The organism is Amycolatopsis palatopharyngis (assembly GCF_003385185.1).
GTDB lineage: Bacteria > Actinomycetota > Actinomycetes > Mycobacteriales > Pseudonocardiaceae > Amycolatopsis > Amycolatopsis palatopharyngis.
Genome location: NZ_PQHZ01000021.1, coordinates 1 through 26,558 on the forward strand (window position 1 = coordinate 1; position 26,558 = coordinate 26,558).

The following is a 26,558-nucleotide window of genomic DNA, read 5'->3' on the forward strand; positions in this document are numbered from 1 at the left end:
TCCCAGCTTGGTACGTCTGCAAGTACGCCCAAGCAAGATCCACTTCGCCGTTTTCCGTATCCAAGTGCCCCCTCGGCGTCCGCGCCTGCGTGCGGGGAACCGTCCCAGTGAGGGTGGCGGAGGTCGCGCTCGGTGGCGGAAAACTGCGCTGATGATCTTGCTTGGGGGTACTTGCAGACGCTCCAAAACGGTGCCAACGGCGGTGGGGCGTGGTCGCCGCAAAGGGGGTTACCGGCTGGATGGGTTTGGTGGTAACTTGACTCGGTGAGCTTGAGCTGGGATTCGCGGAGCTGGGAACTGCCCGAGCGGTACGAGACGCCGGACGGTGTCGTCCGGTGGGCGCGGATGGGTGAGGGTGATCCGGTGGTGCTGCTGCACGGCACGCCGTTCTCCTCGGTCGTGTGGCGGGACATCGCCGCCGCGCTCGCGCATACGCACCAGGTCCATGTCTGGGACATGCTCGGCTACGGTCAGTCGGAGATGCGCGAGGGGCAGGATGTCTCCCTCGCCGCCCAGCAGGGGATCTTCGCGTCGCTGCTGGAACATTGGGGGCTCGTCGAACCCACCGTCATCGCACACGACTTCGGCGGGGCGGTCGCGTTGCGGACTCATCTGCTCAACCAGGTTTCCTATCGTGCGCTCGCCCTTGTCGACCCGGTCGCGCTCGCCCCGTGGGGATCGCCGTTCTTCCGGTTGGTCCGGGACAACGCCGCGGTGTTCGGGCAGCTTCCCGAGCATCTGCACGCCGCTCTGGTCCGGGAGTACGTGAGTTCCGCCAGCGGGCCAGGACTGCACCCCGCCACGCTCGACCGGCTGGTCCTTCCCTGGCTCGAAGGGGAGGGGCAGGCCGCGTTCTATCGGCAGATCGCACAGGCCGACCAGCGATACACCGACGAGGTCGAACCGCGGTACACGGACATCACGCTTCCCGTGCTCGTGTGCTGGGGCGAGGACGACACCTGGATCCCCGTCGCGAAGGGCGAGCAACTCGCGGACGTGATCCCGGGTGCCCGCCTGCGGCGTATCCCCCGTGCGGGACATCTGGTGCAGGAGGACGCCCCTGCCGAACTCACTGCCGCGCTGATGGAGTTCCTTCGCGAGCGGTGAGTACGCGACGCGGGCCGCAGGGGATCGTTGTCAGCCGCCGCCGGTGGGCGTCGCGCTGTCCAGCGTTTCGGCCAGCGACGCCAGTTCGGGGATCCGCTTCGCCTCGGCGAGGGCGCCTTCGAGCGCCACGTCATGGGTGGGACGAGCCTCGCGCAGCAACGCCCAGCCGCGTTCGGTGAGTTCGGTGTAGATCCCGCGCCGGTCGTCCTTGCACAACACCCTGGTCAGCAGGTCGCGGTCCTCGAGGCGATTCACCAGCCGAGAGGTCGCACTACCCGACAATGCCGCGGCACGGGCCAGCTGCTGCATCCGCATATGCCACCCGTCCTGCCGCGACAGTGCGTCGAGCACGGTGAACTCGACGACGGACAGCTTGTGCCCGCGCAGGGCCTGCTCGAGGGTGGTCTCGATGAGCCCGTGAAGGGCGGCAAGGGTTCGCCAGCCGTGGGCCCGGATCTCCACGGCGTCATCGGCGATGCCCATCGGAACCTCCTCGGGTGGGCGCAGGACTGCGCAATGGCCACGCTCGCATTATACACGCTCACGCGTTTAGGGCGCGTCTGCAAGTAATCGTCGAGTGGCGCGCCGGTCAGCCCCGATGGCGCTGGTAGTGCCGGGCAGCTCGGGCCCGGTTGCCGCATGCTGTGCAGCACCACTCTCTGCGCGGGTGATCCTTGACGAAGTACAGGACGCAGCCAGGGGCGTAGCAGGCACGCAGCCGCACGCGGTCCTCGCCGGTGAAGAGTTCGACAGCCTCGACGGCGACAGCGGCGGCCAGCCGCGTGGCCGGGGCCGCCGTACTCGTGTGGCGACGGCGCAGCTGTCCTTCGTCGAGGAAGAGTTGCGGCCACGTGGCCGCCTCGGCGGCGATGTGGTTGACGTCGGCGACCGCGCGTTCGAGATCCGTCGTCGCGGATATCGCGCCGGAACGGGAATCCTCGGTCAGGAGTGCGGCAAGGCGGCGCAACGCGTCCCGGAGGGTCCGAAACCGGTCGACGTCCGTACGGTCCAGTCTCCAGTTGTCAGAGTCGCCCGCGTCCGGTTCGCATACGGCTGCCAGCCAGGCGCGCAGGTCCCCGACGGTGCGCAGTGAATCGTGCACGCCGCCGCGATCGGCCCAGATAGTGCTCATCAGCCGCACCGGAGCGGACTCTTCCGGAAGCAGCAACGCGAACGGTTCACTCAGCGCTTCCGAGTCACGAGTTGCCGGCCGATCCTTCATCATCTAACGGTAGCAGCCACTTGCATCCGTTAGACGTATCTGCTTGACTTCTAACGTCACTCAACCGAGTAAACCGTTAGAAGTGCGGCAGGAGTACCGATGACGCGCCCACCCGTTCCCCCCTTCGACGAGACCACTGCACGGCAGAAGGTGCAGGCCGCCGAGGACGCCTGGAACTCCAGGGACCCACAGCGTGTGGCCCTGGCGTACACGGTCGACTCCGAATGGCGAAACCGGTCGGAGTTCGTGACCGGACGCGAGGAGATCGTGGCGTTCCTGACCAAGAAGTGGCAGCGAGAGCTCGACTATGCGCTGCGCAAGAGCCTGTGGGCCTTCACCGAGAACCACATCGCCGTGCGGTTCCAGTACGAGTGGCGAGACCACACGGGACAGTGGTGGCGCAGCTACGGCAATGAGAACTGGGAGTTCGACGCCGAAGGCTACATGCGCAGCCGCGAGGCCAGTATCAACGATGTGCCGATCACCGCCGAACAGCGACGCATCTTCGGGCCCCGTGGCGATGACGAACGCGAGCACGTCATTCCCTTGCACTGATCCGGCAACTGACGATCCAGGGAGAAAAATGCATATCTCGGGGCTGTGGCGGTATCCGGTGAAGTCGATGGGCGGCGAACCGCTTGCGGAGGCCGAGCTCACCCGCAACGGCATCACCGGTGACCGCGTGGTGCACGTCCGTGGCAAACGCGGGTTGCTGACCGGCCGCACGCGCAGCGGCCTGCTCACGGTGCCTGTTCGCACCGGCCCGGAGGGTGTCCCATGGGTGGATGGTCACCCATGGGACACCCCGGCCGCCGCGGCGACCGTGCGTGCGCGAGCCGGAGATGACGCACATCTCGTCGCGCATGCGGGGCCGGAGCGCTTCGACGTGCTCAACCTGCTGGTCGCCACGGATGGCGCGGTGCGCCGCTTCGGTGGCGACATCCGGCGACTGCGGCCGAACATCCTGGTCGGGGGAGTACCGCCGGAAGCGGAAAGGGACTGGCCGGGGCAGGCACTGGCCGTCGGTGACGTGGTCATCGGCATCCACTCCGTCCGGCAGCGGTGCATTGTCACGTCCATCGATCCCGACTCCGGCGAACAGGACCTCGAGGTGTCCCGGCGCATTCGCGCCCTGTTCGGCAACGAACTCTGCCTCAACTGCTGGATCATCGAACCTGGCATCATTCGTCCGGACGATCCGGTGACACTCGTTCCGACGGAGGCAGAGCCAAGGAGCGCTTGAGCGATCAGTAGACGTAGCGTCATGGGGGAAACGTCTTGGAGGGCGGTGCGAGCGGGTGACGGATTCGTGGTGGTGGAGCCTGCTGATCGGGATCCTGGCCTCGTTGCTGCTCGCCTGGCTCGCGCTGGTCGTGGTGCTCGTCATCATGCGGCCTCGTGGCGGTCTGTTGCGGGAGGCATTGCGCCTGTTGCCTGATGTCGTGCGGCTGATCCACGCACTGTGGTCGGATCGGTCGCTGCCGCGCGGGGTCCGGATGCGGCTGGGGTTGCTGCTCACCTACCTCGCGCTGCCGATCGACCTGGTACCCGATTTCATCCCCCTGCTCGGGTACGCCGACGACGCGATAGTCGTCACCGCCGTGTTGCGCGGCGTGGTGCGCAAAGCTGGGCTCCAAGCGGTGCGTGCGCACTGGCCTGGGACCGAGGACGGGTTCAGCGCGTTGTGCAGGCTGACCGGACTCGATTGAGCCTTCAGCCGGATTTCTTGTGGCGGCGGGAGAATCTGTTCCACCACGACGTTCGCGGCCTCGACTGGTCCGTCGTGGCCCGCTCGGTGCCGATCGCTTGCTCCATGGTTTCGGCCCGGTCCGCCCGCCACTGCCGCACCACGTCGTCCACGTCGACCGGACCAAGCGGAACCTGTGGCCCCGACGGTGCTCGCAGCCACCGCACTATCTGATCGTTGAGCTCGGCCGCGGCGGCGCGCACGGCTTGCTCGGTGGGCAGGCCGCGAACCGCCTCGGGTAACCGTTCGACTTCCCTGCGCAGTCGCAGCGGGGTCGGTAGCAGCGCTTCAGCCGACAGTCCCTCGCGTTCCATCTTCTGCCTGATCCACCAGTGTTCGTCGGTGGGTTTGTCCAATCCGGGCAGGGGTTTGCCTGCGCCGGGAAGGTTGTCCAGTTCGCCGCGCTCACCGGCTTCGCGAATCTGCTTGTCCACCCACGATTCGAAGTCGACACCGGGTGGCTTGCGTTCGGTCATGGCGTTCCCCCGAGTACGGCAGCGGCGATCCGCCTTTATGATACATCAGTATCAATACGGGGTCCGCGGAACTCAGCCGGCTTTTGGGCTACGTCGAGCGATGGTGATGATCTCCGCGCTCGCAGCGCTCAACGGATCGCGCGCCCAGTCGCCGAACTGCTCCTCGACGACAAGTCCGGCATCGGCCAGGTAGTTCGAGAGCGAACCCGGATCGAGGAACCGCAGGCTGCTGTGGCTCACCTTGGGCCGGTGCCAGCTCGTGCTCGTGAACGTCTCGGTGAAATGGACGACGTCCTCGTCGACCGGCGTCTCCACGCGGTGTTCCACGCGCACGACGTCGCCGGCCGCGTCGATCACCTCGACCGCGTTGTCCGGGGTCCATTGCTCCCAAGCGCGGGCCGCGGGATTTCGGGTCTCGAACGCGAAGCGTCCGCCGTCGGTGAGGGCTTCCCGGACAGTGGCCAGCGACGTGCGGATCTGCTCTTCGGAGCGGAGTTCCTGGAACGCGTGGCCGGTCATGATGACAAGGTCGAACTCCTGCCGCCACGCGGTGTTGGTGAGATCGCCGAGCGCCCATTCGATATCCGGATACCTGTGTGCCTGGGCCAGCATGGCCGCTGCCGGGTCCAATCCGGACAGCCGACCGGTGTGATGGCTGGTCCTTGCCCTGTGCAGCAACACGCCCGTTCCGCAGCCGACGTCCAGTACGGAACCGGCGGACATCACCAGGTCGAGGTAGAAGTCGTCACTCGGCCCCCAGCGGTTGAGTAGGTCGTACAACTCGGCAAGACGCTCATCGGAGTACGCGAGAGTTCCCACCGGGGCAGTGTGGCAGGGACCGCTGGCGATCTCAGCCGAGTTTGGCCGGCTCGACCAACTCTGCGCACGGACGTCCCACATCCAGCGGCCTCGGCATCCTCGCTGTACTGGCGGAGGCGGCCGAATGCACGTTTCCCGCGCTGCGCGACCAGCTCGAACTGATGGAGAAACTGGCCGCCCGGCTCGATTCCACAATGGATCGAGACTGACGACGAATCGCCGAGCGCGGGTAGGGTGCTGGAATGACCGGTACCAGAGACGACTTCCTGCACACCGCCCGCTCGGCCGCGGATCTGTTGCGCGAACCCGCGGTCGCCGCGGCCTGGGGTGAGCCGAGCGCCCTGCGGGAGTTCAGCGTCGGCGGCCTAGCAGGGCATCTGGCTTACCAGATTCTGGCTGTTCCGCGGATCCTGGACGCGCCGCTGCCACAGGAGCGGACCGTTCCCCTGCTGGAGCACTACGCACACGTGCGATGGATCGATGCGGGAGTGGACGACGAGGTCAACGTGCGCATCCGCGACGGTGGCGAGCAGGTTGCGACCGAGGGCCATTCGAAGTTGGTGCTGCGAGTCGATTCCGCGATCGAGGAGTTGGCGGATAAGTTGACCAGGCAGCCGGACAGGGCCGTGCGCCTGCCGTTCTGGGGACCGTGGTCGCTGATGCTCGACGACCTGCTGATCACGCGGATGATGGAACTCGCGGTGCACTCCGACGACCTGGCGGTCAGTGTCGGCCTCGAGACACCCGTACTTCCGCGGAATGCGGTGGAGACCGTGGTCGACCTGCTGTCCCGGCTGGCGAGCCGCAGGCACGGGCAGACCGCGGTCCTGCGTGGACTCAGCCGCGCCGAGCGGGCCCCGGACACCATCACGGCGTTCTGAGCCGAGAGAATTCGAGGTCAGTTGCCGCGCCGAGCTGCTAATGTGATCGGTATGCAGCGCGCAGGAATGACGACGACGCCGGAGAGTGTCCCGGCGCGCTGACAGCTGTCTTGAGTCCAAAGCCCCGGGGCGAGTGCCCCGGGGCTTAGTCGTGTGGTCACTCGCCGTTGATTCTCGTGAGGAGACCACGATGCACGATCATCGCAAGCTCGGTCGCGAACTGGGCCTGTTCGGCACCGACCCGCTGATCGGAGCGGGACTGCCGTACTGGCTACCCGACGGTGCCATCGTCCGGCACACCCTGGAGGAGTACATCCGGGGCGTCGAACGGCGCGCGGGATACCAGCACGTGTACTCGCCGGTGCTGGGCAAACGGGAACTGTACGAGATATCGGGGCACTGGTCTCACTACCGCGAGGGCATGTTTCCTCCGATGGAGCTCGGGGGAGAGCAGTACGTGCTCCGCCCGAGCCTGTGCCCCCACCACGCGGTGATCTACCGCGCCCAGGCTCACAGCTACCGCGAACTTCCCTTACGTATGGCGGAGTTGGGCGGTATGCACCGCGCCGAACTCTCCGGAGTGCTCGGTGGGCTCTCCCGGGTGCGGGCGATCCAGCTCAACGACGCCCACATCTTCTGCACTCCCGAGCAGGCCGCCGACGAGGCAGCGGCGGCGCTGGACCTGATCAGCCAGGCATACGACGCGCTCGGTATTCGCCCCGTCCGCTACCGGCTCTCGCTGCCGGGTGCGGGCGGCAAGTACGTCGCCGGCCGAGGGATGTGGCAGCGGGCCGCGGCCCTGTTGACCGGCGTTCTCGAAGGCTCCGGTGTGCCGTACGAAGCCGTGGCAGGGGAGGCCGCCTTCTACGGTCCCAAGATCGACGTTCAGATCGCCGACAGCGCGGGCAGGGAGTCCACTCTGTCCACCGTTCAGGTCGACTTCCACCTGCCCGAGCAGTTCGGTCTGCACTACATTGGACCTGACGGCGCGAAGCACCGGCCGGTCATGGTCCACCGCAGCGTCATCGGCAGTGTCGAGAGGGTGCTCGCGCATCTCGTCGAGCAGCATGCCGGCGCTTTCCCTCCCTGGCTCGCGCCCACTCAGGTCGCGGTACTTCCCGTCTCCGGCGCCGAACTGCCCTCGGCAAGGGGACTACTGAACCGCTGTATCGATGGCGGGCTACGCGCGAAGATCGCCGGACCGGAACAAGGCACCCTCGGCACTCGCATCAGGAACGTCAGGCTCGTTCCGTACCAGGCGATCATCGGCGGCAGGGAAGCCGCAGACGAGCGCGTCGCCCTGCGCCTGCGGGACGGGCGCCGCCTGGCGGGCCTTTCGGTCGAGGAGGCCGTGGGCCGGATTGGCGGGATGGTCGCCGCTGGAAGTGCCGAACTATGGCGGCCCGATTTACCCTAGTGCCTGTGGGCCTGCGGACGCGCCGGGCTTCGTCCGGGCGATCTTCGACCACGCCCTCTGCTCGTCGCCGAACAGGACTGGCCAGCGAGACTTCACGCCTCATTCCGCAACACCAGCACTGGGGAAGCAGCACCATGACGACCTACGACATCAAGCGCGAGCTCAAGGATCTCTACGCGCCGAAGAACACCGGCTGGGCGCTCGTCGACGTGCCGGAGCAACAGTTCATCGCGATCGAGGGCAGCGGCGATCCCAACACCTCCGCTGACTACGCGAGTGCCGTCGAAGCCCTTTACACGGTCGCCTACTCCATCAAGTTCACCAGTAAGCGCGCTGAGGGCGCGGACTTCGTCGTCGGTCCACTGGAAGGGCTGTGGTGGGCGGAGAACCCAGAGGTGTTCATAACGCGCGAGAAGGATTCCTGGAACTGGACGATGCTGATAAGCCAGCCCCACTGGGTGAGCACGAACATGATCGAGGAGGCGAAAGTGGCCGCGCAGCAGAAGAAGAAACTTCCCGCCCTCGCCGACGTCCGGCGTTTCGTACTGAGCGAAGGCTGTTGCGCGCAGGTGTTGCACGTCGGTTCCTACGATGACGAGGGTCCCGTGCTGGCCGAACTCCACAACGAGTATCTGGACGCCAACGGGCTCGAGCCGGTCGGGCTGCACCACGAGGTCTACCTCAGCGATCCGCGCAGAACGGCTCCTGACCGGCTCAGAACGGTCCTTCGCCAGCCTGTGCAACCGGCCGAGAGCTGATAAGTGCAGCTGCCACGTTCTTTTCGAAGATCAGTGCTTGCGGACGACTCGCTCCCCTTCTCCCGGTTTCCAGATCGTGACGTCCATCTGCCCCCCGCCGACCTGCACGGCCGAGGCGCTGGACAGGTCCGCCTCGTAGAAGGTGTCGAACTCCTGGCCGCGCAGGTCGAAGCCGGTCTCTTCGAACAGTGCCGTGGCGAAACGCTGATGCAGCGCAGTGTCGCGCACGTCGTGGACCACTCCCCAGAGTTTCGCGTCGCCGTCCTTGACCTCGGGGTCGATGGTCGCCGTGTGCAGGCAGAAACGCGGGTCCCTCGCGAGATCCCGGAACTTCGTGGTGTTCGGCATACCAACGATCCACAACCGATCCTCGAAGACCCTCGGTTCGACCGGGCTGATCCTCGGGGCCCCGTCCGATCGCAGTGTCGCCAGTAGACACAGGTTGCCCGCGGCGGCGTGGCGGCGGGTGAAGATCTCGGCTATCCGTGGCGCGCCTTCGATGAACTCTTTCCAAGTGGTCATGGAGACGATAATGCGGCAATACCCTGCCAGCCGCTGTCATCGTTTCGCGGAACTTCGAGCCGTGCCGCACCTGTCAGTACACGAACGAGAGGTCCGATTGCCGCCAGCCCGCCGGCACATCGCGCGGCCAGACTGGCCGCATGACGGCAACGACTTCGACGCATACCCGGATCGAACCCGGCATCCTGTACTTCGGGACGCCGGTCGTGCTGATCTCCACCGAGAACGAGGACGGCTCGGTCAACCTTGCGCCGATGTCCTCGGCCTTCTGGCTCGGCTGGCGCGCCATGCTCGGCCTGAGCACCCGTTCCAAGACGGCGAAGAACATGCGGCGGACAGGTGAGTGTGTCCTGAACCTGCCGTCGGACTCACTCGCTCCCGCCGTTGATCGGCTGGCGCTGACCACAGGTGAGAATCCCGTTCCGCCCCGCAAGATCGACCGTGGCTACCGGTTCGAGCCGGACAAGTTCGACCTGGCCGGGCTCACCCCGGCCCCGTCCGAAACTGTGGCGCCGCCCCGAGTCGCCGAGTGCCCGGTGGTCATGGAAGCCGTCGTCGAGGCAGAGCATCTGGTGGCGGAGAACGACGAGGCGCAGCGAGGCGGCGTCGTGGCGTTCGAAGTCCGGATCCAACGGGTGCACGTGCACGAACAGATCCGGCTGCCGGGAACGAGTGACCGCATCGACCCGGACGCGTGGCGGCCGCTGATCATGAGCTTCCAGCAGTTCTACGGACTCGGACCCCAGGTGCATCCGTCCACCCTCGCGCGAATCCCCGAACACCTCTATCGCGGCCCCGACATCGAACGCTCACGCTGCGCCTGAACTCGCACTTTCCCGGGAAAGTGCGAGGGGCACACGCCCGCCACACAGTGGCTTCGACGGGACGCGCACTAGGCCGTCGGCCTGCCGGCGCCCGCGTAGTCGTCGCCGGGCTTGCGGTAGGAGTGCACCTGCACGGCCTGGCCGAAGGTCGGTGCGTCGACCATCTGCTGGTTACCGATGTAGATGCCGACATGGTGGATCTTCGTGTTCGGATCGCCGTAGAAGATCAGATCCCCGAGTTGTGGCTCGGCCTCTGCCGGGATAAGCGGCACGCTGCCGTACTGCCAGTGCGCCGTGCGCAGCAGTTCGATTCCGGCGCTGGCATAGGCCGCGGTGGTGAGCCCGGAGCAGTCGAAGCCGAGGTCGCCCTGCTCCTTGCCGTTCCCGCCCCAGATGTAGGGCAGCCCGATCTTCTCGATCGAGAAGCTCACGGCCTTCAACGCGGCCGGGTTCGGCGGGGCAGGATTCTGGCCCACCGTTCCGTACACATTGGCGGTTGCCAGCACGCGGTGCAGGAACAGCGGCGCGTCCTGCAGCGAGGACACGGCCGCGAGCCAGCTGTCGCCGTCCTCCAGATCGCGACCATCGGCGCAGAGTGCGTGCCCCGCCGTCAGCGCGGCGTCGTCGATGTCCTGCAGGTTCGGCTCGGCGCCCTTGGTGGCGCTGTGCTTCCACCGCTGCCACACCGAGGGGGACAGTTGCAGCGGTCCCGCCGCGCCGGGATTGGAAATCGTGGCGTCGGAGAAGTCCTGCACCGCGACGGTGCCGATCGGTGCGCTCATCGTGCCGTCCTTCGCGACCGAACCACCGTCGACCCTGCCGTGATCGGTGGTGATCTTGCCGATCCCGGCGAGTGTCACCCAGGACAGGTGACACTCGGGCTGTTCCTCCGCGAGCGCGACCGTCGCACCCGCGTAGGCGTGCATCGCCTGTTGCGGGATGTCGAGCCATTCGGCCACCTCGTCCACCCATTCCTGGAACCGGGGCCCGCTGTCCGCGGGCTCCTTCGCCTGCGTCTTCGGAGTGACGGCCACCGGTGCGGACGGGGGCGCGGTGGTGCTCGACGGGATCGGCGCTGTGGCCGCGGCGGGTGCGGGTGCCTCTGCGTCCGGCGTGAGGCGCTGGGTTACGACGAACGCGGCGAGGACGAGAACGACCGCGCCCAGCGCGATGATCAGCCTGCGCTTACGGGACCCACCGGGGGCCGGGGGCTGGGGCTGACCGCCATCGCCGGTGTCGGGCGTTTCGTCAGAAGGCACGGAATCAGGATATGGCGAAGAGCTCACACCGCATCACCGGCCGGTCACTGTGGCGAGCCGGTCGAGGACGAATCCGCGCAGTCCGTCGAGGTCCGTGTCGGTGGCGACCCGGACCCGCCCGAGCTCGCCCGTATCGGAATGCACATCGGTGTCGTCGGTGTCATCGCGAAGTTCCGCACGGCGCCGGTCCACCACGGTGGCCCCTCGGGATGGACCCAGCGTGCAGTCGACGTCGATCGGGAAGGTCTCGGTGTGCAGGATGCCCGGTTTGATCGCCTCCGCGACGGCGACGGCGTCGTGCATGACGATGCCGTCCCAGCCGAGGGCCCGGTTGTAGTGCTCCCGGTAGTCCGGGGTCAGCGCGTGCAAGGCCGCCCCGATCTGCCCTGAGCCGTTCAGTTTGGCCAGCCATTCGGCGTCCACGGCGCAGCGGTAAGTGAGGTCCATCGGCACGAGGACACACGGAACCTCGCCTCCGGTCAGCACGCGGCGCGCTGCCTCCGGGTCGCTCCAGATGTTGAACTCGGCCGCCGCGGTTGTGTTCCCGTGGCCCAGCGCACCACCCATGATCACCACTCGGTCGATCTTCTCCCGCACGCCGGGGTGTGCGGCGAGCAGCGCGGCGATATTGGTGAGTGGGCCGATCGGTGCGATCGTCACCGGCCCGTCCGCCGCGTCGAGCAACGAGACCAGCAGCTCCACCGCTCCCGCCTGCTCGAGTTCCCGCTCCGGTTCCGGCAGCACGTGAGACCGGCCGGACAGACCGTCCACGCCGTGTGCGTAGTGCGCGCGGTGCGGCTGGGGGTACACGAGCGGGCGCTGCGCCCCGGCCGCCACCGGTACGTCGGAGCGGCCGCACAGTGACAGCAACCGCCGGGCGTTGCGGGTCGTCGCCGAGAGTGGGACGTTGCCGAAGACGGTGGTGACTCCGAGCAGCTCCACGTCCTCACTGAGTGCGGCGAGCGCGATCGCGAATGCGTCGTCCACGCCCGGGTCGGTGTCGATGATGAGCCTGGTCCCCATGCCGCTCCCTCGTCTCGTGACCGCTGCCAGCACAGGTTACGGTCACGGGCATGACGTCCATGTGGGGTTCACCCGTACTGTCCCGGGTCCAGGGCTGGCGCCGGGCTCGCCGCGATCCGCAACAGGCGCGGTTCCTCACCTTCGACTCGCTGCGCTGGGTGTTGCGAAACCGGGCCTTCACGCCCTGGTACCTGGTCCGGTACTACCGGCTGCTGAAGTTCCGCGTCGCGAACCCACACGTCATCCTGCGGGGGATGGTCTTCCTCGGCAAGGACGTGGAGATCCACTGCAGGCCGGGGTACGGGCGCATGGAGATCGGCAGGTGGGTGCACATCGGCGACGGCAACGCCATCCGCTGCCACGAGGGTTCGCTGCGCATCGGGGACAAGGCGGTCTTCGGCAGGCAGAACGTGATCAACGGCTACCTGGACATCGAACTCGGCGCCGCGACCCTCGTCGCGGACTGGGTGTATGTCTGCGACTTCGACCATGTCATCGCCGATATCAACCTGCCGATCAAGGACCAGGGAATCGTGAAGTCACCGGTGCGGATCGGACCGGACACCTGGATCGGCACGAAGGTATCCGTGCTGCGTGGCACCCGGGTGGGTCGTGGCTGCGTGCTGGGCGCGCACGCCGTGGTGCGCGGCGACATCCCGGACTACGCGATCGCCGTGGGCTCACCGGCCCGGGTGGTGCGGGACCGCAAGGCCGACTACGACGCGGATGCCGAACGCCGTGAGGCCGTCAAGGACATGGCCCGCAAGGCGAACAAGGCCCTCCAGAAGACGCTCGGCGAGCGCGACTGAGTACCTCCGTATGGGGCTTTTCGCGGATAGCCGTTCGTTGGTATAACTAACTTTCACACCGGTGTTCTCGTCGCTTCCGTCCGCAACCCCGGGCCCTGGGGGCTGGGGTTCTCCCTGCGTTGGAGGAATCGCTGGTGTTCAACCACAGACGTCCATTGCTCGCCGGAGTCGCCGGTGCGGCCGCCATGGCCCTGCTCGTCACCGGCACGCCCGCCGCGGGCGAAACACCGTCCGGACTCACGGACGCCCCCGCCTATTCCAGCCGGCTCGACCGGGCCCAGCCCCAGGACGAAGCGTTCGTCTCCGCCGGGCAGCAGTGCAGCGAGGCACCGCGTGACCTGCCGATCCACCAGTTCACCGACCACGGTGAACTCGGTATCGAGCTCGACCGGATCGAGCGGATCAGTGACGGTCGCGTGGACGTGGAGCAGGCTGGGCGTAGCAACCGTGGCCGCGAGATCTGGTCCGCACGGGTCGGCACCGGTCCCAAGGCCGTGCTGCTGACCAGCGAGATCCACGGCAACGAGAAGACCGGCACCGACGCGATCCTGGACCTGCTGCACTGGGTCGGGACGAGTGAGTCGCCGAAGGCCAAGCGGTGGCGGGAGAATCTGACGATCGTCGCGATCCCGAAGATGAACCCGGACGGCGCCGAACTCGATCGCAGGGGCAACGACATGTCCTGGCAGGAGGTCGTCGCCCGCTACCCGCAACTGCGCGGCAGTGAGCCCGCCTGGAACTACTACACCCGGTCTCTGCAGGGGGACGACTACTCGCAGCGCCCCGGCTTCGACACCAACCGCGACTACAACCCCGACCTGTCCTACGTCCCGAAGGCCGAGGACTTCCCCGGCAGCTCCGCCGAAACGGGCTGGTACATCACGCCGGAGTCGAAGGTCGTGCGCGATGTGTACCGCGGGCTGGCCACCGAGTTCGGCGAGGTGGACACCTATGTCGATCTGCACCACCAGGGCGCCTGCTACGTGATGCCGGACGATCCGGAGGAGTTCGTGACACTTTCGATCTCCGGCAAGTTCGTCGACGACCCCGCGGGCACGCCCGGGTACGAGAAGTACGCCGACGACTACGACCTGGACTACTCGAAGCGGCTCAACGTCGCGGTCTACAACGCACTGCAGGGTGCGGCGAACAACCGGCCGCTGTTCGGCAATGTGACCCTGTACCCGCAGGACATCAACCTGCCCGGCACTGGGCTCGGCTCGTTCGCGTTGAACGGCAGCGGGACCGTGCTGTTCGAGGTGCGCGGGCAGACCCAGACACTCGGCCAGAAGTACCGTGCCGTACTGACCCGCTCGGTCTACATCGGACTGGACGGCATGCTGTCCGCGGTGGCCAGTGGCCGGGTCGAGCAACTCGACCCCGCTGCCTACGACGCCATCCCGCCACGCGGGCCGAACATCGGCAGCGCCGACGCGCGGTCCAGGTCCGAAGAGCGCGTTCAGGTACTGGAGGACTGAACGGCGACCCTCGTCCGGGCTGCTGCCGGTGGTAGCGCCGGTCGGCCGGCCCCTGCCCCCGAATCGCACTTTCCCGGGAAAGTGCGCGAGGGCAAGCCCGTGACCTGGGACGAGAGTTTCCGTCCTCGCACTTTCCCGGGAAAGTGCGAGGACGGGGACGGGGCGGGGGTGAGGCTCAGCGGATGCCGGCTGCTCCTCCTCCTGCCGGGTTCAGGAACTCTTGGGCACGGCGGGGTAGGGGACGAAGGTACTGGTGTTCTCGTCCACGGTGAGCTGCTTGCCGATGGTCGGGAACGCGCGCTGCGAACAGGCGGGCCGATCGCACACCTTGCACCCCATCCCGATCGGAGTGGCTGCGTCGGTGTCGTCGAGATCGAGCCCGGTCGAGTACACCAGCCTGCGCGCGTGCCGCAGCTCGCAACCGAGGCCGACGGTGAACATCTTGCCAGGACTGCCGTAGCCGCCGATGTTGCGCGAGACGGTTCGCGCGATCCAGAAGTAGCTCTTGCCGTCGGGCATGCTCGCCACCTGGGTGAGGATCTTGCCCGGCGACGTGAAGGCCTCGTAGATGTTCCACAGCGGACAGGAGCCGCCGACCCTGGAGAAGTGGAAACCGGCCGCAGACTGTCGCTTCGACATGTTGCCCGCCCGGTCCACCCGGACGAAGGAGAACGGCACGCCGCGCAGCTTCGGGCGTTGCAGGGTCGACAGTCGGTGGCACACCGTTTCGAACCCCACGCCGAAGTGGTCGCACAGCCGCTCGATGTCGTAGCGGAACTCCTCGGCACGGGCGTGGAAGGTGCCGTAGGGCAGAATCAGCGCGCCCGCGAAGTAGTTGGCCAGCCCCACCCTGGCCAGTGAGCGTGCGGCGGGGCCGGAGAATGCCCAGGAGTCGGCGAGTTCGGTGATCAGGTCGTCGTACTCCAGCAGCGCGATCTGCGAGGCCATCCGGAACGCCTGCTGCCCGATCCGCAGACTCGGCGCCAGTCGCAGCACCCTGGCCCCCGGCTCGTACCGGTGCTGCTGGCCCGCCGCCTCGTCGATGCCGCCGCTGGTGACGGTGACGCCGTAGGTCTCCTCGAGCTTCTCCCGCAGTCGCCGACGTACCTCGCCGCGGCGCAGGTCCAGGGTGGCCGCCATGCGCTCGGCCCGCTCATCGAGTTCGGCGACATAGTTCTCCCGCTCGTAGAAGAAGTCCCGGACCTCCTCGTGCGGCAGGGGAGCGGCGGCGCTGCCGTGCAGACCGGTGCCGTTCTCGGTGACCAGCGCGGCCGTGCTCTCCACCGCGCTGCGATAACGCCGATGCAGCGTGACCAGGGCCTGCGCCATCGTCGGCAGGTTGGTGGCCAGATCGTTGATCTCGCTGGTGGAGACGTCGACCCCGACCGACTCGTCGAGCAGCGCCTCGCGGACGTCGGCGACGAGGCGCGCGGTGTCGTTGTTGGCGAAGAACTCGGTGTCCACCCCGAACGCCTCGGTGATTCGCAGCAGCACCGGGACGGTCAGGGGACGGGAGTTGTGCTCGATCTGATTGAGGTAACTGGGTGAGATCTCGAGCACACGAGCCAGGTCTGCCTGGCTCATCGACCGGTTCTCGCGTAGGTGCCGAAGCCGCGCGCCGGCGAACGTCTTGTCCATTGTGACCGCCTGTTTCCGGAACTTTTCCTGTCCGTACCGATCAAGCTCCGCAGTTTGACCGGTTCTGCGAACATCCTGATTCGCAAACTTTGCAGGATGTTACGGAATCTTCGCATAAATTGGCAAATTGGCTCTCTGGCTATGTTTTCCCAGCGCATGCAATGGTTGTCACCAGAAGGCGAGTGATCGCAAAGTTCGCAATCTTGGAGAACCAATGGCAGCGTCAACCCCGAAGGCCAACCTGGAGCAAGCGGCAGCAGAGCTTGCCAAGCAGTGGGAGACCGACCCCCGCTGGGAGGGCGTCAAGCGGTCCTACTCGGCGGCCGACGTGGTCAAGCTGCGTGGCAGCGTGGTCGAGGAGAACACCCTGGCCCGTCGCGGCGCCGAGAAGCTGTGGAACCTGCTGCACACCGAGGACTACGTCAACTCCCTCGGCGCGCTCACCGGTAACCAGGCCGTGCAGCAGGTGCGCGCCGGCCTGAAGGCGATCTACCTGTCCGGCTGGCAGGTCGCGGCCGACGCCAACCTCTCCGGTCAGACCTACCCGGACCAGAGCCTCTACCCGGCCAACTCGGTTCCCGCGGTCGTGCGTCGCATCAACAACGCGCTCGGCCGTGCGGACCAGATCAACTGGGCCGAGGGCAACACCGACATCGACTGGTACGCCCCGATCGTCGCCGACGCCGAGGCTGGCTTCGGTGGTCCGCTCAACGCGTTCGAGCTGATGAAGGGCATGATCGCCGCCGGTGCGGCGGGTGTGCACTGGGAGGACCAGCTCGCGTCCGAGAAGAAGTGTGGCCACCTCGGTGGCAAGGTGCTGATCCCGACCAAGCAGCACGAGCGCACCCTGAACGCGGCCCGTCTCGCGGCCGACGTCGCCGGTGTCCCTTCGCTGATCATCGCCCGCACCGACGCACAGGCCGCGACGCTGCTCACCAGTGACGTCGACGAGCGCGACCAGAAGTTCCTCACCGGCGGCCGCACTGCCGAAGGCTTCTACGAGGTGCGCAACGGCATCGAGCCGTGCATCGAGCGCGGTCTCGCCTATGCCGAGTACGCCGACCTGCTCTGGATGGAGACCTCCGAGCCCGACCTCGAGGTGGCCAGGAAGTTCGCCGAGGCCATCAAGGCGAAGTACCCGAACCAGATGCTGGCCTACAACTGCTCGCCCTCGTTCAACTGGCGTAAGCACCTGGACGACGCGACGATCGCGAAGTTCCAGCGCGAGCTCGGCCACATGGGCTACAAGTTCCAGTTCATCACCCTCGCCGGCTTCCACTCGCTCAACTACTCGATGTTCGACCTGGCGCACGGCTACGCCCGTGAGGGCATGACCGCCTACGTCGACCTGCAGGAGCGCGAGTTCGCTGCCGAGGACCGCGGCTACACCGCCACGAAGCACCAGCGTGAGGTCGGCACCGGCTGGTTCGACCAGGTCAGCACCGCGCTGAACCCGGAGAGCTCGACCACCGCGCTCAAGGGCTCCACCGAGGAAGCCCAGTTCTGACCCTCCCCTGAGCGGGGAATTCGTCGCCGGCTCGCCCGCATCTGGCCCGTCGTGACGCCAGGAAGCCGTCGACGAATTCCCCGCCCTCCCCTCGATAGTGATCACCCGGAGGACGACATGGCTGACAAGCTCAACGGCTTTTTCAACAAGGCCGGACGAATCCAGGTCACCGGCGACCGCTCGCAGGAGCGCTTCGACGAGATCCTGACCCCGGCTGCGCTGGACTTCGTAGCTCGGCTGGACAACGAGTTCGCCGGTCGTCGTCGCGAGCTCCTCGATGCGCGCAGGCTGCGCCGCGAGCGGCTCGCCTCCGGGGAGGAGACGCTCGGTTTCCTTGCCGAGACCCGATCCGTCCGCGAGGACGACGACTGGCAGGTGACCGGGGCCGCGCCAGGCCTGGAGGACCGCAGGGTCGAGATCACCGGGCCCACCGACCGCAAGATGACGGTCAACGCCCTCAACTCCGGCGCGAAGGTGTGGCTGGCGGACTTCGAGGACGCCACCGCGCCGACCTGGCAGAACGTCGTCGGCGGTCAGATCAACCTGTACGACGCGATCCGCCGCAACATCGACTTCACCACGGAGTCGGGCAAGCAGTACCGCGTCGGGGACACCCCGGCCACCATCGTCGCCCGTCCCCGTGGCTGGCACCTGGTGGAGAAGCACATCCGGATCGACGGGCGCCCGGTCTCGGCCAGCCTGGTCGACTTCGGACTGTACTTCTTCCACAACGCGCGACAGCTGCTCGCCAGGGGCAGCGGACCGTACTTCTACCTGCCGAAGCTGGAGAGCCACCTCGAGGCGCGGCTGTGGAACGACGTGTTCCGTCTCGCCCAGCAGGAGCTCGGTATCCCGCAGGGGACCATCCGCGCGACCGTGCTGATCGAGACGATCACCGCGGCCTTCGAGATGGACGAGATCCTCTACGAGCTGCGTGAGCACGCCGCGGGCCTGAACGCTGGCCGCTGGGACTACATCTTCAGCGTCATCAAGAACTTCGGTGAGCACGGGGCCGACTTCGTGCTGCCCGACCGGGCACAGGTCACGATGACCGTGCCGTTCATGCGGGCCTACACCGAGCTGCTGGTGAGCACCTGCCACCGCAGGGGTGCGCACGCGATCGGCGGGATGGCGGCCTTCATCCCGAGCAAGGACCCCGAGGCGAACGCCACGGCACTGAACAAGGTGCGCCAGGACAAGGAGCGCGAGGCCGGTGACGGCTTCGACGGCTCGTGGGTGGCGCACCCAGGCCTGGTCGGAACGTGCCGCGAGGTGTTCGACGGTGTTCTCGGCGACCGGCCGAACCAGGTGGGCAAGCTGCGTGACGACGTCGTGGTCACCGCGGAGGACCTGCTCAACGTCGCAAGCAGTGGCGGCGAGGTGACCGAGCAGGGGCTGCGGGCCAATATCAACGTCGGGCTCCGCTACATCGACGCCTGGCTGCGCGGCACGGGCGCGGCGGCGATCTCCGGGCTGATGGAGGACGCTGCCACCGCGGAGATCGCCAGGTGCCAGGTTTGGCAGTGGATCCGCAACGGCACCAAGCTCACCGATGGCACAGCGGTGACCTTGGAACTGGCGAACCAGTTGCTGGCGGAGGAGTTCGCGGCAGTGCGCGCCGATCTCGGCTCGGACAACCGGCTCGCCGACGCCAGGGAGATCTTCGCTGAGACCGCGCTCGGGGAGAAGCTGCCGAGCTTCTTCACCACTGGTGCCTACGCGCGATACCTCACCGAGCCCGCCGGCGCCGCGAGCTGAGCCGAGACTCCGGTCTCCCTCCCTCCTGACAGGGAGACCGGTCACGCTGGTCGGACAGCGTGCCTTCGGGGCCGGACGGGACCACCCGTCCGGCCCCGCTTCGCTCCTCGCACTTTCCCGGGAAAGTGCGATACGTGCGCCCGCAACTAGTTGTGCGTATCGCATCGCACTTTCCCGGGAAAGCGCGGCCCGGAGGGGTCCCGCGCCAGGAAGGACTCGCACTTTCCCGGGAAAGTGCGAGGGGGAGACCGGGGCGAATCAGGGCATGGAGGGCGGAAAGGTGCGATTTCCGGCAGGGACACCGCTGGGTGGCGGTGCCTCCACTGCTCCGGCTGGGGGGCTGAATCAGTTCAGAAGGAGCAACTTCGGAATACGGTACGTATACCTACTGAAACCCTGGTTGTTTCTCGGCGCCGGACGAACGATGCTTCCGCTTACGGATCCTCTCCCTGCCTCTCGAGGAGTCTGGCTATGAAGACACGATTTGTTCTGTCCATGCTCGCCGCCCTTGCGCTGACGTTCGGCGCAGCAACTCCCGCGCTGGCCGCGGCCGGTCCTGACAAGGCCGATCTGTCCAGCTCGGTATCCGTGGCGCAGTGCCTCAGGTGCCCGCTCTGATGCGGCCCTAGGGCTCGAAGGCGTTGCCGGTGGCGATCTTGGGACGTCCCAGGGTCGCCGGCTCGCCGATTCGGGTGCGGCGGTAGACCGCGGCGGTTTCCGCGGCGATCTGTCCCCAGTCGAAGTCGGCGGCAAGGCGGGACTGCGCGGTATGCGCCCGCCTTCCGGCGGCGTCCGGGTCGACGAGCACCTGGTTGACCGCCGTCGCGATCGCCTGCACGTCTCCTGGCGAAAAGGCGAGGCCTGTCTCGCCGTCGATCACCACTTCTCCCAGCCCGCCCGCGGTCGACGCGATCAGCGGAGCCTTGGCTGCCGCTGCTTCGAGTGCCACGATCCCGAACGGTTCGTACCTGCTCGGCAGTACGACGGCGTCCGCCGCCGCGAGGACGGCTCGCAGGTCCCGGTCGGACAGGTGCCCCACGAAGTCCACCGCCCTGCGCAGCCGCAGCTTCTTCGACTGCTCGACCAGTTCCTCCAGATGCCGGCCCTTGCCCGCGACGACAAGCCGGGTTCCGGGGTGCTCGCGGCGGATCCCGGGCATGGCGGCCAGCAGGTCCTGCACGCCCTTCTCCCACTCCAGCCTGCCGAAGTAGAGCAGCAGGGGAGCGCCTGCGGGACTGTGTGCCTCGCGGGCACCGGCGATCTCGGACTCGGTGACCCGCCAGCCCCGTTCCTCGATGCCGTTGTGGATGACGGTGATCTCTTCGGGATCGACCTCGAAGAGGTGCGCGACCTCGACCCGCATTGCCTGTGAGCAGGTGATGAGCGCATCGACCCGATTGGCCAGCCACCATTCCACCGAATGAACCTGCTGGTTCAGCGGATGGGAGAGCCAGCCGGAATGCCTGCCTGCCTCGGTCGCGTGGATCGTGCCGATCAGCGGCACCTGTGCGGCGTCGGCGAGGGCGATCGCAGGATGGGTGACCAACCAGTCGTGCGCGTGTACGACCTCAGGCCGCCAGCCTCGGAGCAGTTCGGCTCCCGCGCGGACCATCGCATGCCCCATCGCGAGGGTCCAGGCGACGAGATCGCGTTCGAAGGTGACGTGCATCGGGTCCTCGGCGACCCGGATGATTCGGACACCCTCCACGACCCGATCGGTCGTCGGGTGTGTCTCGGCGTCGGTGCCCGCGACATGCCGGCACAACACGACGACTTCGTGGCCGTCGCGCACGAGATGGCGGGCCAGCGCGTGGACGTGCCGGGACAGGCCGCCGACCACTACTGGCGGGTACTCCCAGGACAGCATCAATACGCGCATGGTCTGTCGATCCTCGCACCTGCCGGTCCAACTGCTGCCATGGCATCCCTCACGTTCGGCGCCGATGATCGCTAATGTTGATTTATGTCGAGTAACGTTGAGTTGCAGAGCACGCCATGGACGCATCTGGCCGGCACCCCCTGACCCGAGTTTGCAGTTCCCGGGCGCGAGTTTGCAGTTCCGGTGGCCGAGTTTGCAGTTCCCGCCACTGGTCGGGGGACAGCAGGCCGGAGTTGCGCCCCGGACACGATGTGCACCGTTCCGGTGGACAATCGGCTTGGCCGCCCGGCAACCACCGCGCTCCCTCTAGTTTCGCCCCATGGGCGATCGCGAGACGACCGTGCGCAGCAGGGAACTCGGCGAGGGACTGCGTGCGGCGATGCAGAAGGCAGGGCTGACCGGTACGGACGCAGCGCGTGCACTGGGCTGGTCGGAAAGCCGGATTTCCCGGCTGCTGAGCGGAAAACGTGGCGGAGCCCAGCTGGACGTCGCCTCGTTCCTCGCGGTGTGCCGGGTCACCGGCGAGGCTCGCGACCGGCTGCTCCGGTTGTGCGGCGATCTCGACACCCCGGGATGGTTGCAGCAGTTCGGCTCCCGGTTGCCGACGCAGCTGAGCACGCTCATCGACCACGAGGACAAGGCGGTGTGCATCCGGGACTTCCAGCTGACGATGGTCCCCGGACTGCTGCAGACGGCCGACTACGCGCGGGCCCTGATCTCGGCGACCGCGAACGTGCCGAGGTCGGAGGTACAGAGCCGGGTCGCCGCGCGGTTGCGCCGCAGGAACGTGCTCGTCCGGCCGCGTCCTGCGCGCTTCAACTTCTTCGTGCACGAGTTCGTGCTGCGGCTGCCGGTCGGCGGCCCGGCGGTGATGTCCGAACAGTTGCATCACCTGCTGCGGATGTCCGTGCGTCCGGCGATCTCCCTGCGCGTCGTCCCGAGCAGCATCGGGGCCCATGCCGGAGTGGCCGGGCATTTCAAGCTGATGGAGTTCACCGCGTTTCCGCCGGTCGTGTATCTGGAAAGTGAGACGTCCACGCTGTTCCTCGAGGAACCTGCGGAGGTCGCCGCATACCGCCAGGTGTTGCGCGCTCTCGCGGAAACCGCGCTGGATGAGGGACAATCCCGGGAATTGATCGCCGCCGTGGCGGTCGAACTCTACGGGGATCGAGACAACCATGACGACAGCGCACGAGCCGGGCGGCCTGGCCTGGCGCAAGAGCAGTTACTCCGGGGGCAATGGTGACTGTGTCGAGGTCGCGTGTGATCCGGCCGGGGTGCGGGTGCGAGACACGAAGGATCGCGCGGCCGGAGCGCTGACGGTCGATCGACACGGGTGGGGCGTTTTCCTGGCGGGTCTCGCCGTTCGTCCGTAGCGTTTTGGGCTTCGACTATCGGGGAGGTAGTTATGCCCATCTGGCTGTGGATAACCGCCGGGGTGCTCCTGCTGGTGGCCATCGGGGTGCTCGAAGTGCTCGTGCGCAGGCGCGGGACGCGGCTGGGTGGTGACCCGCGCAGTGGCCGCACCGAGAACGTCTACAAGACTGACCCGGACACGATGAGTCGGAACCCGGGTAACCAACAGGGGCCGTTCCTCGGTGGACCGTTCTGACCCCGGATCTGCCAACTCTGACCCCGGATCTGCCAACTCGGCCCCGGGATCTGCCAACTCTGACCCCGGATCTGCCAACTCGGCCCCGGGATCTGCCAACTCGGGCCCGGGAACTGCCAACTCGGGCCCGGGAACTGCAAAGTCGGGTTAGAGGGTGCGGGCGTCTAGGTGGCCGAAGGGGGATTCGGCTCGGAGGGCGGTCGCTCGGGAGAGGGCGCGGCGAGGGTCGGTCTGCTGGAGGGCCGTCAGCTCGTCGAATCTTGACGTGTGGACCTGGGCGCGGCGGCGGGCGTAGTCGGCAGCGGAGTCCTTGGTGACCATGAACGCCCAGTCGCTCGACAGCGCCAGCATCGCCTCGCGCAGCGCCTGATCGCGCACCGGGTCGCGCAGTTCGGTGCGCTCGTGTGCCGCCAGCAGCCTCTGCTGCAGCGCCGTGTTGTCCGCCACCATGTCGGCGACCTGCTCGCCGTCCCACACCCGCCAGTCCTTGCCAGAGCCCCACGAGGACGCGGGCAGGTCCACCGGGCCGCCGAGATGCCCGGCCTCCAGCGCGCCGCGCAGCGTCGTGACCCGCACCCCCGCCTCGGGCAGTGCTCGCAGGATGCCCTCCAGCCAAGCTGGTCCCTCGTGCCACCAGTGCCCGAACAACTCGGTGTCGTACGCGGCGACCACCAGCGACTCGCGTCCGTGCTGCTGACGCAGGGACCGCAGCCGGGTGACGACCGTGTCCACGAAGTCCTTCACATGCGTCTCAAGGGTTTCCGCCGCCAGCGCCGGTTCGTACGGTGCCTTGTCGGCGGGTTCCACCGTCTTGCCGGTCACCCGGGACGGCTTGAGGCCGACCTCGTGCGCCCAGGTGTGGAAGTCGCGGTAGTTCGCGTGTCCCGGGTATCCGGCCTTGGGTGACCAGACACGGTAGGTCACTTCCAGGTCCCGCCCGAAGCACACGACGTCGGAGGAGCCGACCGTGCGCGCTGCCGAGGTGTCCCCGCGCAGCGAGGGGCCGTCAACCAGGAACCGCCGCACCCCGGCCGCGCTGTAGCCGTTCTCCATTCCCGGCGCGTAGCCGCACTCCGGCGCCCAGATGCCCTCGGGCCTGCGCCCGATCCGCAGGCGGGTGTCGTCGAGCCCGCCGCGCAGGGCGAAGTCGCGCACCCGTGGGTCCAGCAACGGCTGGAAGGGGTGTGCCAGCGGCCCGCCGAGCAGTTCGACCACATCGGAGTCCACAAGGGAGCGCAGCATCGGGGAGAACCCGTGCCGCCAATGGGCTTCGAAGTCCTCCAGGGCACGTGTCGCGGTTCGGTGCTCGTCGGCCGCGAGTGCGCTCAGCGCGTCCTGCCCGCGCCAGAGGCCTGCGGCGTGCTCGGTGCGCAGCCGCCAGGTACCGAGCCACTCGTGGAACGCCCGCAAGCTGTACGGATCGTCCAGCTGTGCGGCCAGCACCGGCGTCACCCCGAGGGTGAGCACGTCCCTGCGGCCCTCTTCGGCGAAGCGCCGCAGCAGATCCAGCACCGGCAGGTAGGAATGCGCCCACGACTGGTACAGCCACTCCTCGCCGACGGGCCAGGACCCGTGGTGTGCCAGCCACGGCAGGTGACTGTGCAGCACCAGGCAGAACGTGCCCTCCGAGCCGCTCATCGCGCCACTGCCACAGCGACAAGGTCCAGGCTCGCGTCGAGGTCCTCGCCGTGCACAGCGAAGTCCTCCGCGCGGATGGCGGCGATGTCGCCGAGCAACGCCTCCGGCCAGACGGCCTGTCCGGGCAGTTGCCCCATGACGACCTCAAGCTGGGCATCGATGATCGACCCGCCGTACCGCTCGTCCAGCGCCCGCACCCCAGGGCCGTGATGCAGGCCGTGCAACAGTTCCACGTCGAAGTCTGCCTCGCGCAACAGAGTGTCCAGTTCGGACGGTGCGAGTTCTCGTGTGTGGTAGGGATTGAGCGGAGTATCGCTGTCCGGGGTGAAGGTGAGCCTGTTGGGCGTGGTGACGATGAGCCGTCCGCCCGGCTTCAGCACCCTGTGGCATTCGGCGAGGAATCCGCCCTGGTCCCACAGGTGCTCGATCACCTGGAAGTTCGCGACGACGTCGATACTTCCGGTGGCCACCGGAAGGAACGCCAGGTTTCCCCTGGCCACGCCGATACCGGAGTAGCGCCGAGCCACGTGCACGGTGGTCGGCTGGTCGTAGTCGAGTGCGAGCACCCGTTGTGCGTGCTTGGCGATGAGCCCTGCGCCGTAGCCCTCCCCGCAGCCCGCCTCCAGCACGACCGCGTCCGCGCAGTAGGGCAGCAGCGCGAGATAAGCGGCCTCGTGCCTGCGGAACCAGTAGTTCTCCTCCGGGATGCCCGGAACCGTGCGCTCACCGGTCAGATGCAGGGCGTCGGCGCGGGCGGACGCCTCGGCGGCTGGGGTACTCACAGGTAGGAACCCTAACCGCAGGGTGCGGTCGCGCCCGCCGTGCCGCCAGTCAGCGTGCCGGAGGTGGGGTGCCACCGCCGGAGCTGCCGCCCTTGCCACGGTCGCGAAGCTTGTTGAGTGCGTCCTTCGCCTGCTGGCGCCTGCGCGGGTCGCTGGCGAACTCCTTCGCCTGCGCGATGGCCCTGCGCCCCTGCGGGCTGCTGGCCAAGCGGGCCACCTTGCTGAAAAGCGATGCCATGTCGATCCTTCCGGCGCCAGTGATTCGGTCTTGACCATTCTCCAACGTCGGGATGAGGTTGTCAGTTCCGCCCCGTCAGGCGGGCGAGATGGTGATCCCCAGTGCGCCGGGGCCGGTGTGCACCCCGATCACCGCACTGCCCTGCACGAGGACGATTTCCCTGAGGTCGACAATTCGTTCACGGAACACCTGGACCATCGCCATCTCCCGCTGGGACGGCGTCGCGCTGGCGATGGCGATGTCCACGGGGCGCGAGCCGGCGAACTCGATCGCGAGGTCCGCCAGCTTGGTCAGTGCCCGCTTCGTGCCTGGGACCCGGGACAGGGGCGCGACCTCCCCGTCGCGGATGGTGATCAGTGGTTTCAGTGACAGCGCCGTACCGAGCATCGCGGCGGCAGTGCCGATCCGCCCACCCCTGCGCAGGAACTCGAGTGTGTCGACGTAGATGAGTTCGGCGCTGCCGTAGAGCCTGCGTTCGGCGGCCTCGATCACCCGTCTCGGGTGCCCGCCCGCCGCGGCGGCCCGCGCGGCGGACAGTGCCGCGAAGCCGAGACTCATCCCGGTCGTGCTGCTGTCCAGCACGTGCACGGGGACGCGAACCTGCTGAGCCGCGGCCCGAGCGGCCTCGACGGTCGCCGAGAGCTTGCCGGAGATGTGCAGGCTGACGATGGCGTCGGCGCCCTGGCTGACGGCCTGCTGGTAGGTCCAGAAGAAGGCCCCCTGGTCGGGTGGCGACGTCGACACCTCCGCGCCGCCGCGCAAGAGGTCGATGAGTTCGCCGCGGTCGAAGCGGTTCTCGTCGTCCGTGCGCTCGTTCACGTGGATCTGGACCTGTACGACGCTGATGCCCCATTGGGCGGCCAACTGGTCCGGCAAACAGGCGGTCGAGTCGGTGATAACTGCTACGGGCACGACCGGAGGTTAACTCTTATGCACCCGGTCGAAGTAGTGCCACGCACCCGAACGGGCTCCCTGGACCACGAGAAGTAACGATCATCGCGAACGAAAGGGGTGTTGGGCGTAGAATTACCGGGACCATCGTCCCAATAAATCGTGATTCCAGGTGAATGCGGTCACCTCGCCGGGCCAACGGCGGGGAAACCCCATAATCTACCGGCCAGTAGAGCCCTGTCCGGGTGCATGAGCGCTCCAGTTACGGGAGGT

At 67.4% G+C, this 26,558-nt stretch carries 30 protein-coding genes; 17 read left to right on the plus strand and 13 right to left on the minus strand.

Features of this window, described 5'->3' with window-relative positions:
• Nucleotides 1-345 precede the first annotated feature (345 nt).
• Nucleotides 346-1,107 carry an alpha/beta fold hydrolase gene (locus D0C15_RS17290; RefSeq protein ID WP_116046726.1) on the plus strand — a complete coding sequence of 254 codons (762 nt, stop codon included), beginning with the start codon at nt 346-348 and terminating at the stop codon, nt 1,105-1,107.
• Between the two features lie 30 nt (nt 1,108-1,137).
• Here D0C15_RS17290 and D0C15_RS17295 read toward each other — a convergent pair whose 3' ends face one another.
• Both D0C15_RS17295 and D0C15_RS17300 read right to left on the minus strand, forming a co-directional pair.
• Nucleotides 1,138-1,590, minus strand: coding sequence for a MarR family winged helix-turn-helix transcriptional regulator (locus tag D0C15_RS17295; RefSeq protein WP_116046521.1), 453 nt, complete (start codon nt 1,588-1,590; stop codon nt 1,138-1,140).
• Between the two features lie 106 nt (nt 1,591-1,696).
• Nucleotides 1,697-2,329 carry a CGNR zinc finger domain-containing protein gene (locus D0C15_RS17300; protein WP_116046728.1) on the minus strand — a complete coding sequence of 211 codons (633 nt, stop codon included), beginning with the start codon at nt 2,327-2,329 and terminating at the stop codon, nt 1,697-1,699.
• A gap of 99 nt (nt 2,330-2,428) precedes the next feature.
• Between D0C15_RS17300 and D0C15_RS17305 the strand changes: the two genes are divergently transcribed.
• Genes D0C15_RS17305 through D0C15_RS17315 form a run of 3 tightly spaced genes read left to right on the plus strand, consistent with a single transcriptional unit; the run spans nt 2,429 to nt 4,038 of the window.
• Complete coding sequence (locus tag D0C15_RS17305; RefSeq protein WP_116046524.1) at nt 2,429-2,884, plus strand: nuclear transport factor 2 family protein; 456 nt, start codon at nt 2,429-2,431, stop codon at nt 2,882-2,884.
• A 28-nt stretch (nt 2,885-2,912) separates the two neighbouring features.
• Nucleotides 2,913-3,572: an MOSC domain-containing protein gene (locus D0C15_RS17310; protein ID WP_211323236.1), complete on the plus strand. Its 660-nt coding sequence runs from the start codon at nt 2,913-2,915 to the stop codon at nt 3,570-3,572.
• A 55-nt stretch (nt 3,573-3,627) separates the two neighbouring features.
• A complete protein-coding gene (locus tag D0C15_RS17315) occupies nt 3,628-4,038 on the plus strand; it encodes a YkvA family protein (protein ID WP_116046526.1) in 411 nt (136 codons plus the stop codon).
• A 4-nt stretch (nt 4,039-4,042) separates the two neighbouring features.
• Here D0C15_RS17315 and D0C15_RS17320 read toward each other — a convergent pair whose 3' ends face one another.
• Nucleotides 4,043-4,552, minus strand: a complete 510-nt coding sequence (locus D0C15_RS17320) for a DnaJ family domain-containing protein (protein WP_116046528.1) — start codon at nt 4,550-4,552, stop codon at nt 4,043-4,045.
• A 72-nt stretch (nt 4,553-4,624) separates the two neighbouring features.
• On the minus strand, nt 4,625-5,371 hold the full coding sequence (locus D0C15_RS17325; RefSeq protein ID WP_245975909.1) for a class I SAM-dependent methyltransferase: 747 nt from the start codon (nt 5,369-5,371) through the stop codon (nt 4,625-4,627).
• 41 nt (nt 5,372-5,412) lie between these two features.
• Here D0C15_RS17325 and D0C15_RS34150 point away from each other — a divergent pair, with 41 nt between their 5' ends.
• The 4 genes from D0C15_RS34150 (at nt 5,413) to D0C15_RS17340 (ending at nt 8,427) form a co-directional block, all read left to right on the plus strand.
• Nucleotides 5,413-5,580, plus strand: a complete 168-nt coding sequence (locus D0C15_RS34150; protein WP_162830111.1) for a hypothetical protein — start codon at nt 5,413-5,415, stop codon at nt 5,578-5,580.
• 33 nt (nt 5,581-5,613) lie between these two features.
• Entirely contained in the window at nt 5,614-6,252 is a 639-nt protein-coding gene (locus D0C15_RS17330; RefSeq protein WP_116046532.1) for a maleylpyruvate isomerase N-terminal domain-containing protein, read from the plus strand.
• A 151-nt stretch (nt 6,253-6,403) separates the two neighbouring features.
• The gene (gene thrS / locus D0C15_RS17335) at nt 6,404-7,669 is read left to right on the plus strand and encodes a threonine--tRNA ligase (RefSeq protein WP_116046534.1); all 1,266 of its coding nucleotides are present in this window, start codon (nt 6,404-6,406) and stop codon (nt 7,667-7,669) included.
• A 134-nt stretch (nt 7,670-7,803) separates the two neighbouring features.
• Complete coding sequence (locus D0C15_RS17340) at nt 7,804-8,427, plus strand: GyrI-like domain-containing protein (protein ID WP_116046536.1); 624 nt, start codon at nt 7,804-7,806, stop codon at nt 8,425-8,427.
• 30 nt (nt 8,428-8,457) lie between these two features.
• On the opposite strand, the gene D0C15_RS17345 is transcribed toward D0C15_RS17340, so the two are convergent.
• Nucleotides 8,458-8,949, minus strand: coding sequence for a pyridoxamine 5'-phosphate oxidase family protein (locus D0C15_RS17345; protein ID WP_116046538.1), 492 nt, complete (start codon nt 8,947-8,949; stop codon nt 8,458-8,460).
• A gap of 140 nt (nt 8,950-9,089) precedes the next feature.
• Between D0C15_RS17345 and D0C15_RS17350 the strand changes: the two genes are divergently transcribed.
• Nucleotides 9,090-9,773, plus strand: a complete 684-nt coding sequence (locus tag D0C15_RS17350) for a flavin reductase family protein (RefSeq protein ID WP_116046541.1) — start codon at nt 9,090-9,092, stop codon at nt 9,771-9,773.
• A gap of 68 nt (nt 9,774-9,841) precedes the next feature.
• On the opposite strand, the gene D0C15_RS17355 is transcribed toward D0C15_RS17350, so the two are convergent.
• Both D0C15_RS17355 and D0C15_RS17360 read right to left on the minus strand, forming a co-directional pair.
• The gene (locus D0C15_RS17355) at nt 9,842-11,032 is read right to left on the minus strand and encodes a C40 family peptidase (RefSeq protein ID WP_245975910.1); all 1,191 of its coding nucleotides are present in this window, start codon (nt 11,030-11,032) and stop codon (nt 9,842-9,844) included.
• A 33-nt stretch (nt 11,033-11,065) separates the two neighbouring features.
• Entirely contained in the window at nt 11,066-12,055 is a 990-nt protein-coding gene (locus D0C15_RS17360; protein WP_116046543.1) for a nucleoside hydrolase, read from the minus strand.
• Nucleotides 12,056-12,105: 50 nt separating this feature from the next.
• On the opposite strand from D0C15_RS17360, the gene D0C15_RS17365 reads away from it, so the two are divergent.
• On the plus strand, nt 12,106-12,864 hold the full coding sequence (locus tag D0C15_RS17365) for an acyltransferase (RefSeq protein WP_116046545.1): 759 nt from the start codon (nt 12,106-12,108) through the stop codon (nt 12,862-12,864).
• Nucleotides 12,865-13,049: 185 nt separating this feature from the next.
• Nucleotides 13,050-14,342: a M14 family zinc carboxypeptidase gene (locus D0C15_RS17370; RefSeq protein WP_116046736.1), complete on the plus strand. Its 1,293-nt coding sequence runs from the start codon at nt 13,050-13,052 to the stop codon at nt 14,340-14,342.
• 210 nt (nt 14,343-14,552) lie between these two features.
• Here the strand turns inward: D0C15_RS17370 and D0C15_RS17375 are convergent, their stop codons facing one another.
• The gene (locus tag D0C15_RS17375; RefSeq protein ID WP_116046548.1) at nt 14,553-15,980 is read right to left on the minus strand and encodes a short-chain fatty acyl-CoA regulator family protein; all 1,428 of its coding nucleotides are present in this window, start codon (nt 15,978-15,980) and stop codon (nt 14,553-14,555) included.
• Nucleotides 15,981-16,194: 214 nt separating this feature from the next.
• On the opposite strand from D0C15_RS17375, the gene aceA reads away from it, so the two are divergent.
• The 3 genes from aceA to D0C15_RS34155 all read left to right on the plus strand — a co-directional run bounded on the left by aceA (nt 16,195) and on the right by D0C15_RS34155 (nt 19,863).
• The gene (gene aceA, locus D0C15_RS17380; RefSeq protein WP_116046550.1) at nt 16,195-17,487 is read left to right on the plus strand and encodes an isocitrate lyase; all 1,293 of its coding nucleotides are present in this window, start codon (nt 16,195-16,197) and stop codon (nt 17,485-17,487) included.
• Between the two features lie 117 nt (nt 17,488-17,604).
• Complete coding sequence (gene aceB, locus D0C15_RS17385) at nt 17,605-19,245, plus strand: malate synthase A (protein WP_116046553.1); 1,641 nt, start codon at nt 17,605-17,607, stop codon at nt 19,243-19,245.
• Nucleotides 19,246-19,716: 471 nt separating this feature from the next.
• Nucleotides 19,717-19,863 (plus strand): hypothetical protein, encoded by a 147-nt coding sequence (locus D0C15_RS34155; RefSeq protein WP_162830112.1) that lies wholly within the window; start codon nt 19,717-19,719, stop codon nt 19,861-19,863.
• 7 nt (nt 19,864-19,870) lie between these two features.
• On the opposite strand, the gene D0C15_RS17390 is transcribed toward D0C15_RS34155, so the two are convergent.
• On the minus strand, nt 19,871-21,124 hold the full coding sequence (locus tag D0C15_RS17390; protein ID WP_116046555.1) for a glycosyltransferase family 4 protein: 1,254 nt from the start codon (nt 21,122-21,124) through the stop codon (nt 19,871-19,873).
• Nucleotides 21,125-21,443: 319 nt separating this feature from the next.
• On the opposite strand from D0C15_RS17390, the gene D0C15_RS17395 reads away from it, so the two are divergent.
• Genes D0C15_RS17395 through D0C15_RS17405 form a run of 3 tightly spaced genes read left to right on the plus strand, consistent with a single transcriptional unit; the run spans nt 21,444 to nt 22,736 of the window.
• Entirely contained in the window at nt 21,444-22,370 is a 927-nt protein-coding gene (locus D0C15_RS17395; RefSeq protein WP_116046557.1) for a helix-turn-helix domain-containing protein, read from the plus strand.
• Complete coding sequence (locus tag D0C15_RS17400; protein WP_116046560.1) at nt 22,303-22,500, plus strand: DUF397 domain-containing protein; 198 nt, start codon at nt 22,303-22,305, stop codon at nt 22,498-22,500. The genes D0C15_RS17395 and D0C15_RS17400 overlap by 68 nt, the downstream gene beginning before the upstream one ends.
• A gap of 32 nt (nt 22,501-22,532) precedes the next feature.
• Nucleotides 22,533-22,736: a cytochrome c-type biogenesis protein gene (locus D0C15_RS17405; RefSeq protein WP_116046563.1), complete on the plus strand. Its 204-nt coding sequence runs from the start codon at nt 22,533-22,535 to the stop codon at nt 22,734-22,736.
• 147 nt (nt 22,737-22,883) lie between these two features.
• On the opposite strand, the gene D0C15_RS17410 is transcribed toward D0C15_RS17405, so the two are convergent.
• From D0C15_RS17410 to D0C15_RS17425, 4 genes are all read right to left on the minus strand, one after another.
• Nucleotides 22,884-24,374, minus strand: a complete 1,491-nt coding sequence (locus D0C15_RS17410; protein ID WP_116046565.1) for a 1,4-alpha-glucan branching protein domain-containing protein — start codon at nt 24,372-24,374, stop codon at nt 22,884-22,886.
• Nucleotides 24,371-25,156, minus strand: a complete 786-nt coding sequence (locus D0C15_RS17415; RefSeq protein ID WP_116046568.1) for a class I SAM-dependent methyltransferase — start codon at nt 25,154-25,156, stop codon at nt 24,371-24,373. Before D0C15_RS17415 ends, D0C15_RS17410 begins: the two co-directional genes overlap by 4 nt.
• A 49-nt stretch (nt 25,157-25,205) precedes the next feature.
• The gene (locus D0C15_RS17420) at nt 25,206-25,394 is read right to left on the minus strand and encodes a hypothetical protein (RefSeq protein WP_116046571.1); all 189 of its coding nucleotides are present in this window, start codon (nt 25,392-25,394) and stop codon (nt 25,206-25,208) included.
• A gap of 75 nt (nt 25,395-25,469) precedes the next feature.
• The gene (locus D0C15_RS17425) at nt 25,470-26,306 is read right to left on the minus strand and encodes a DegV family protein (protein ID WP_116046573.1); all 837 of its coding nucleotides are present in this window, start codon (nt 26,304-26,306) and stop codon (nt 25,470-25,472) included.
• Between the last annotated feature and the right edge of the window lie 252 nt (nt 26,307-26,558).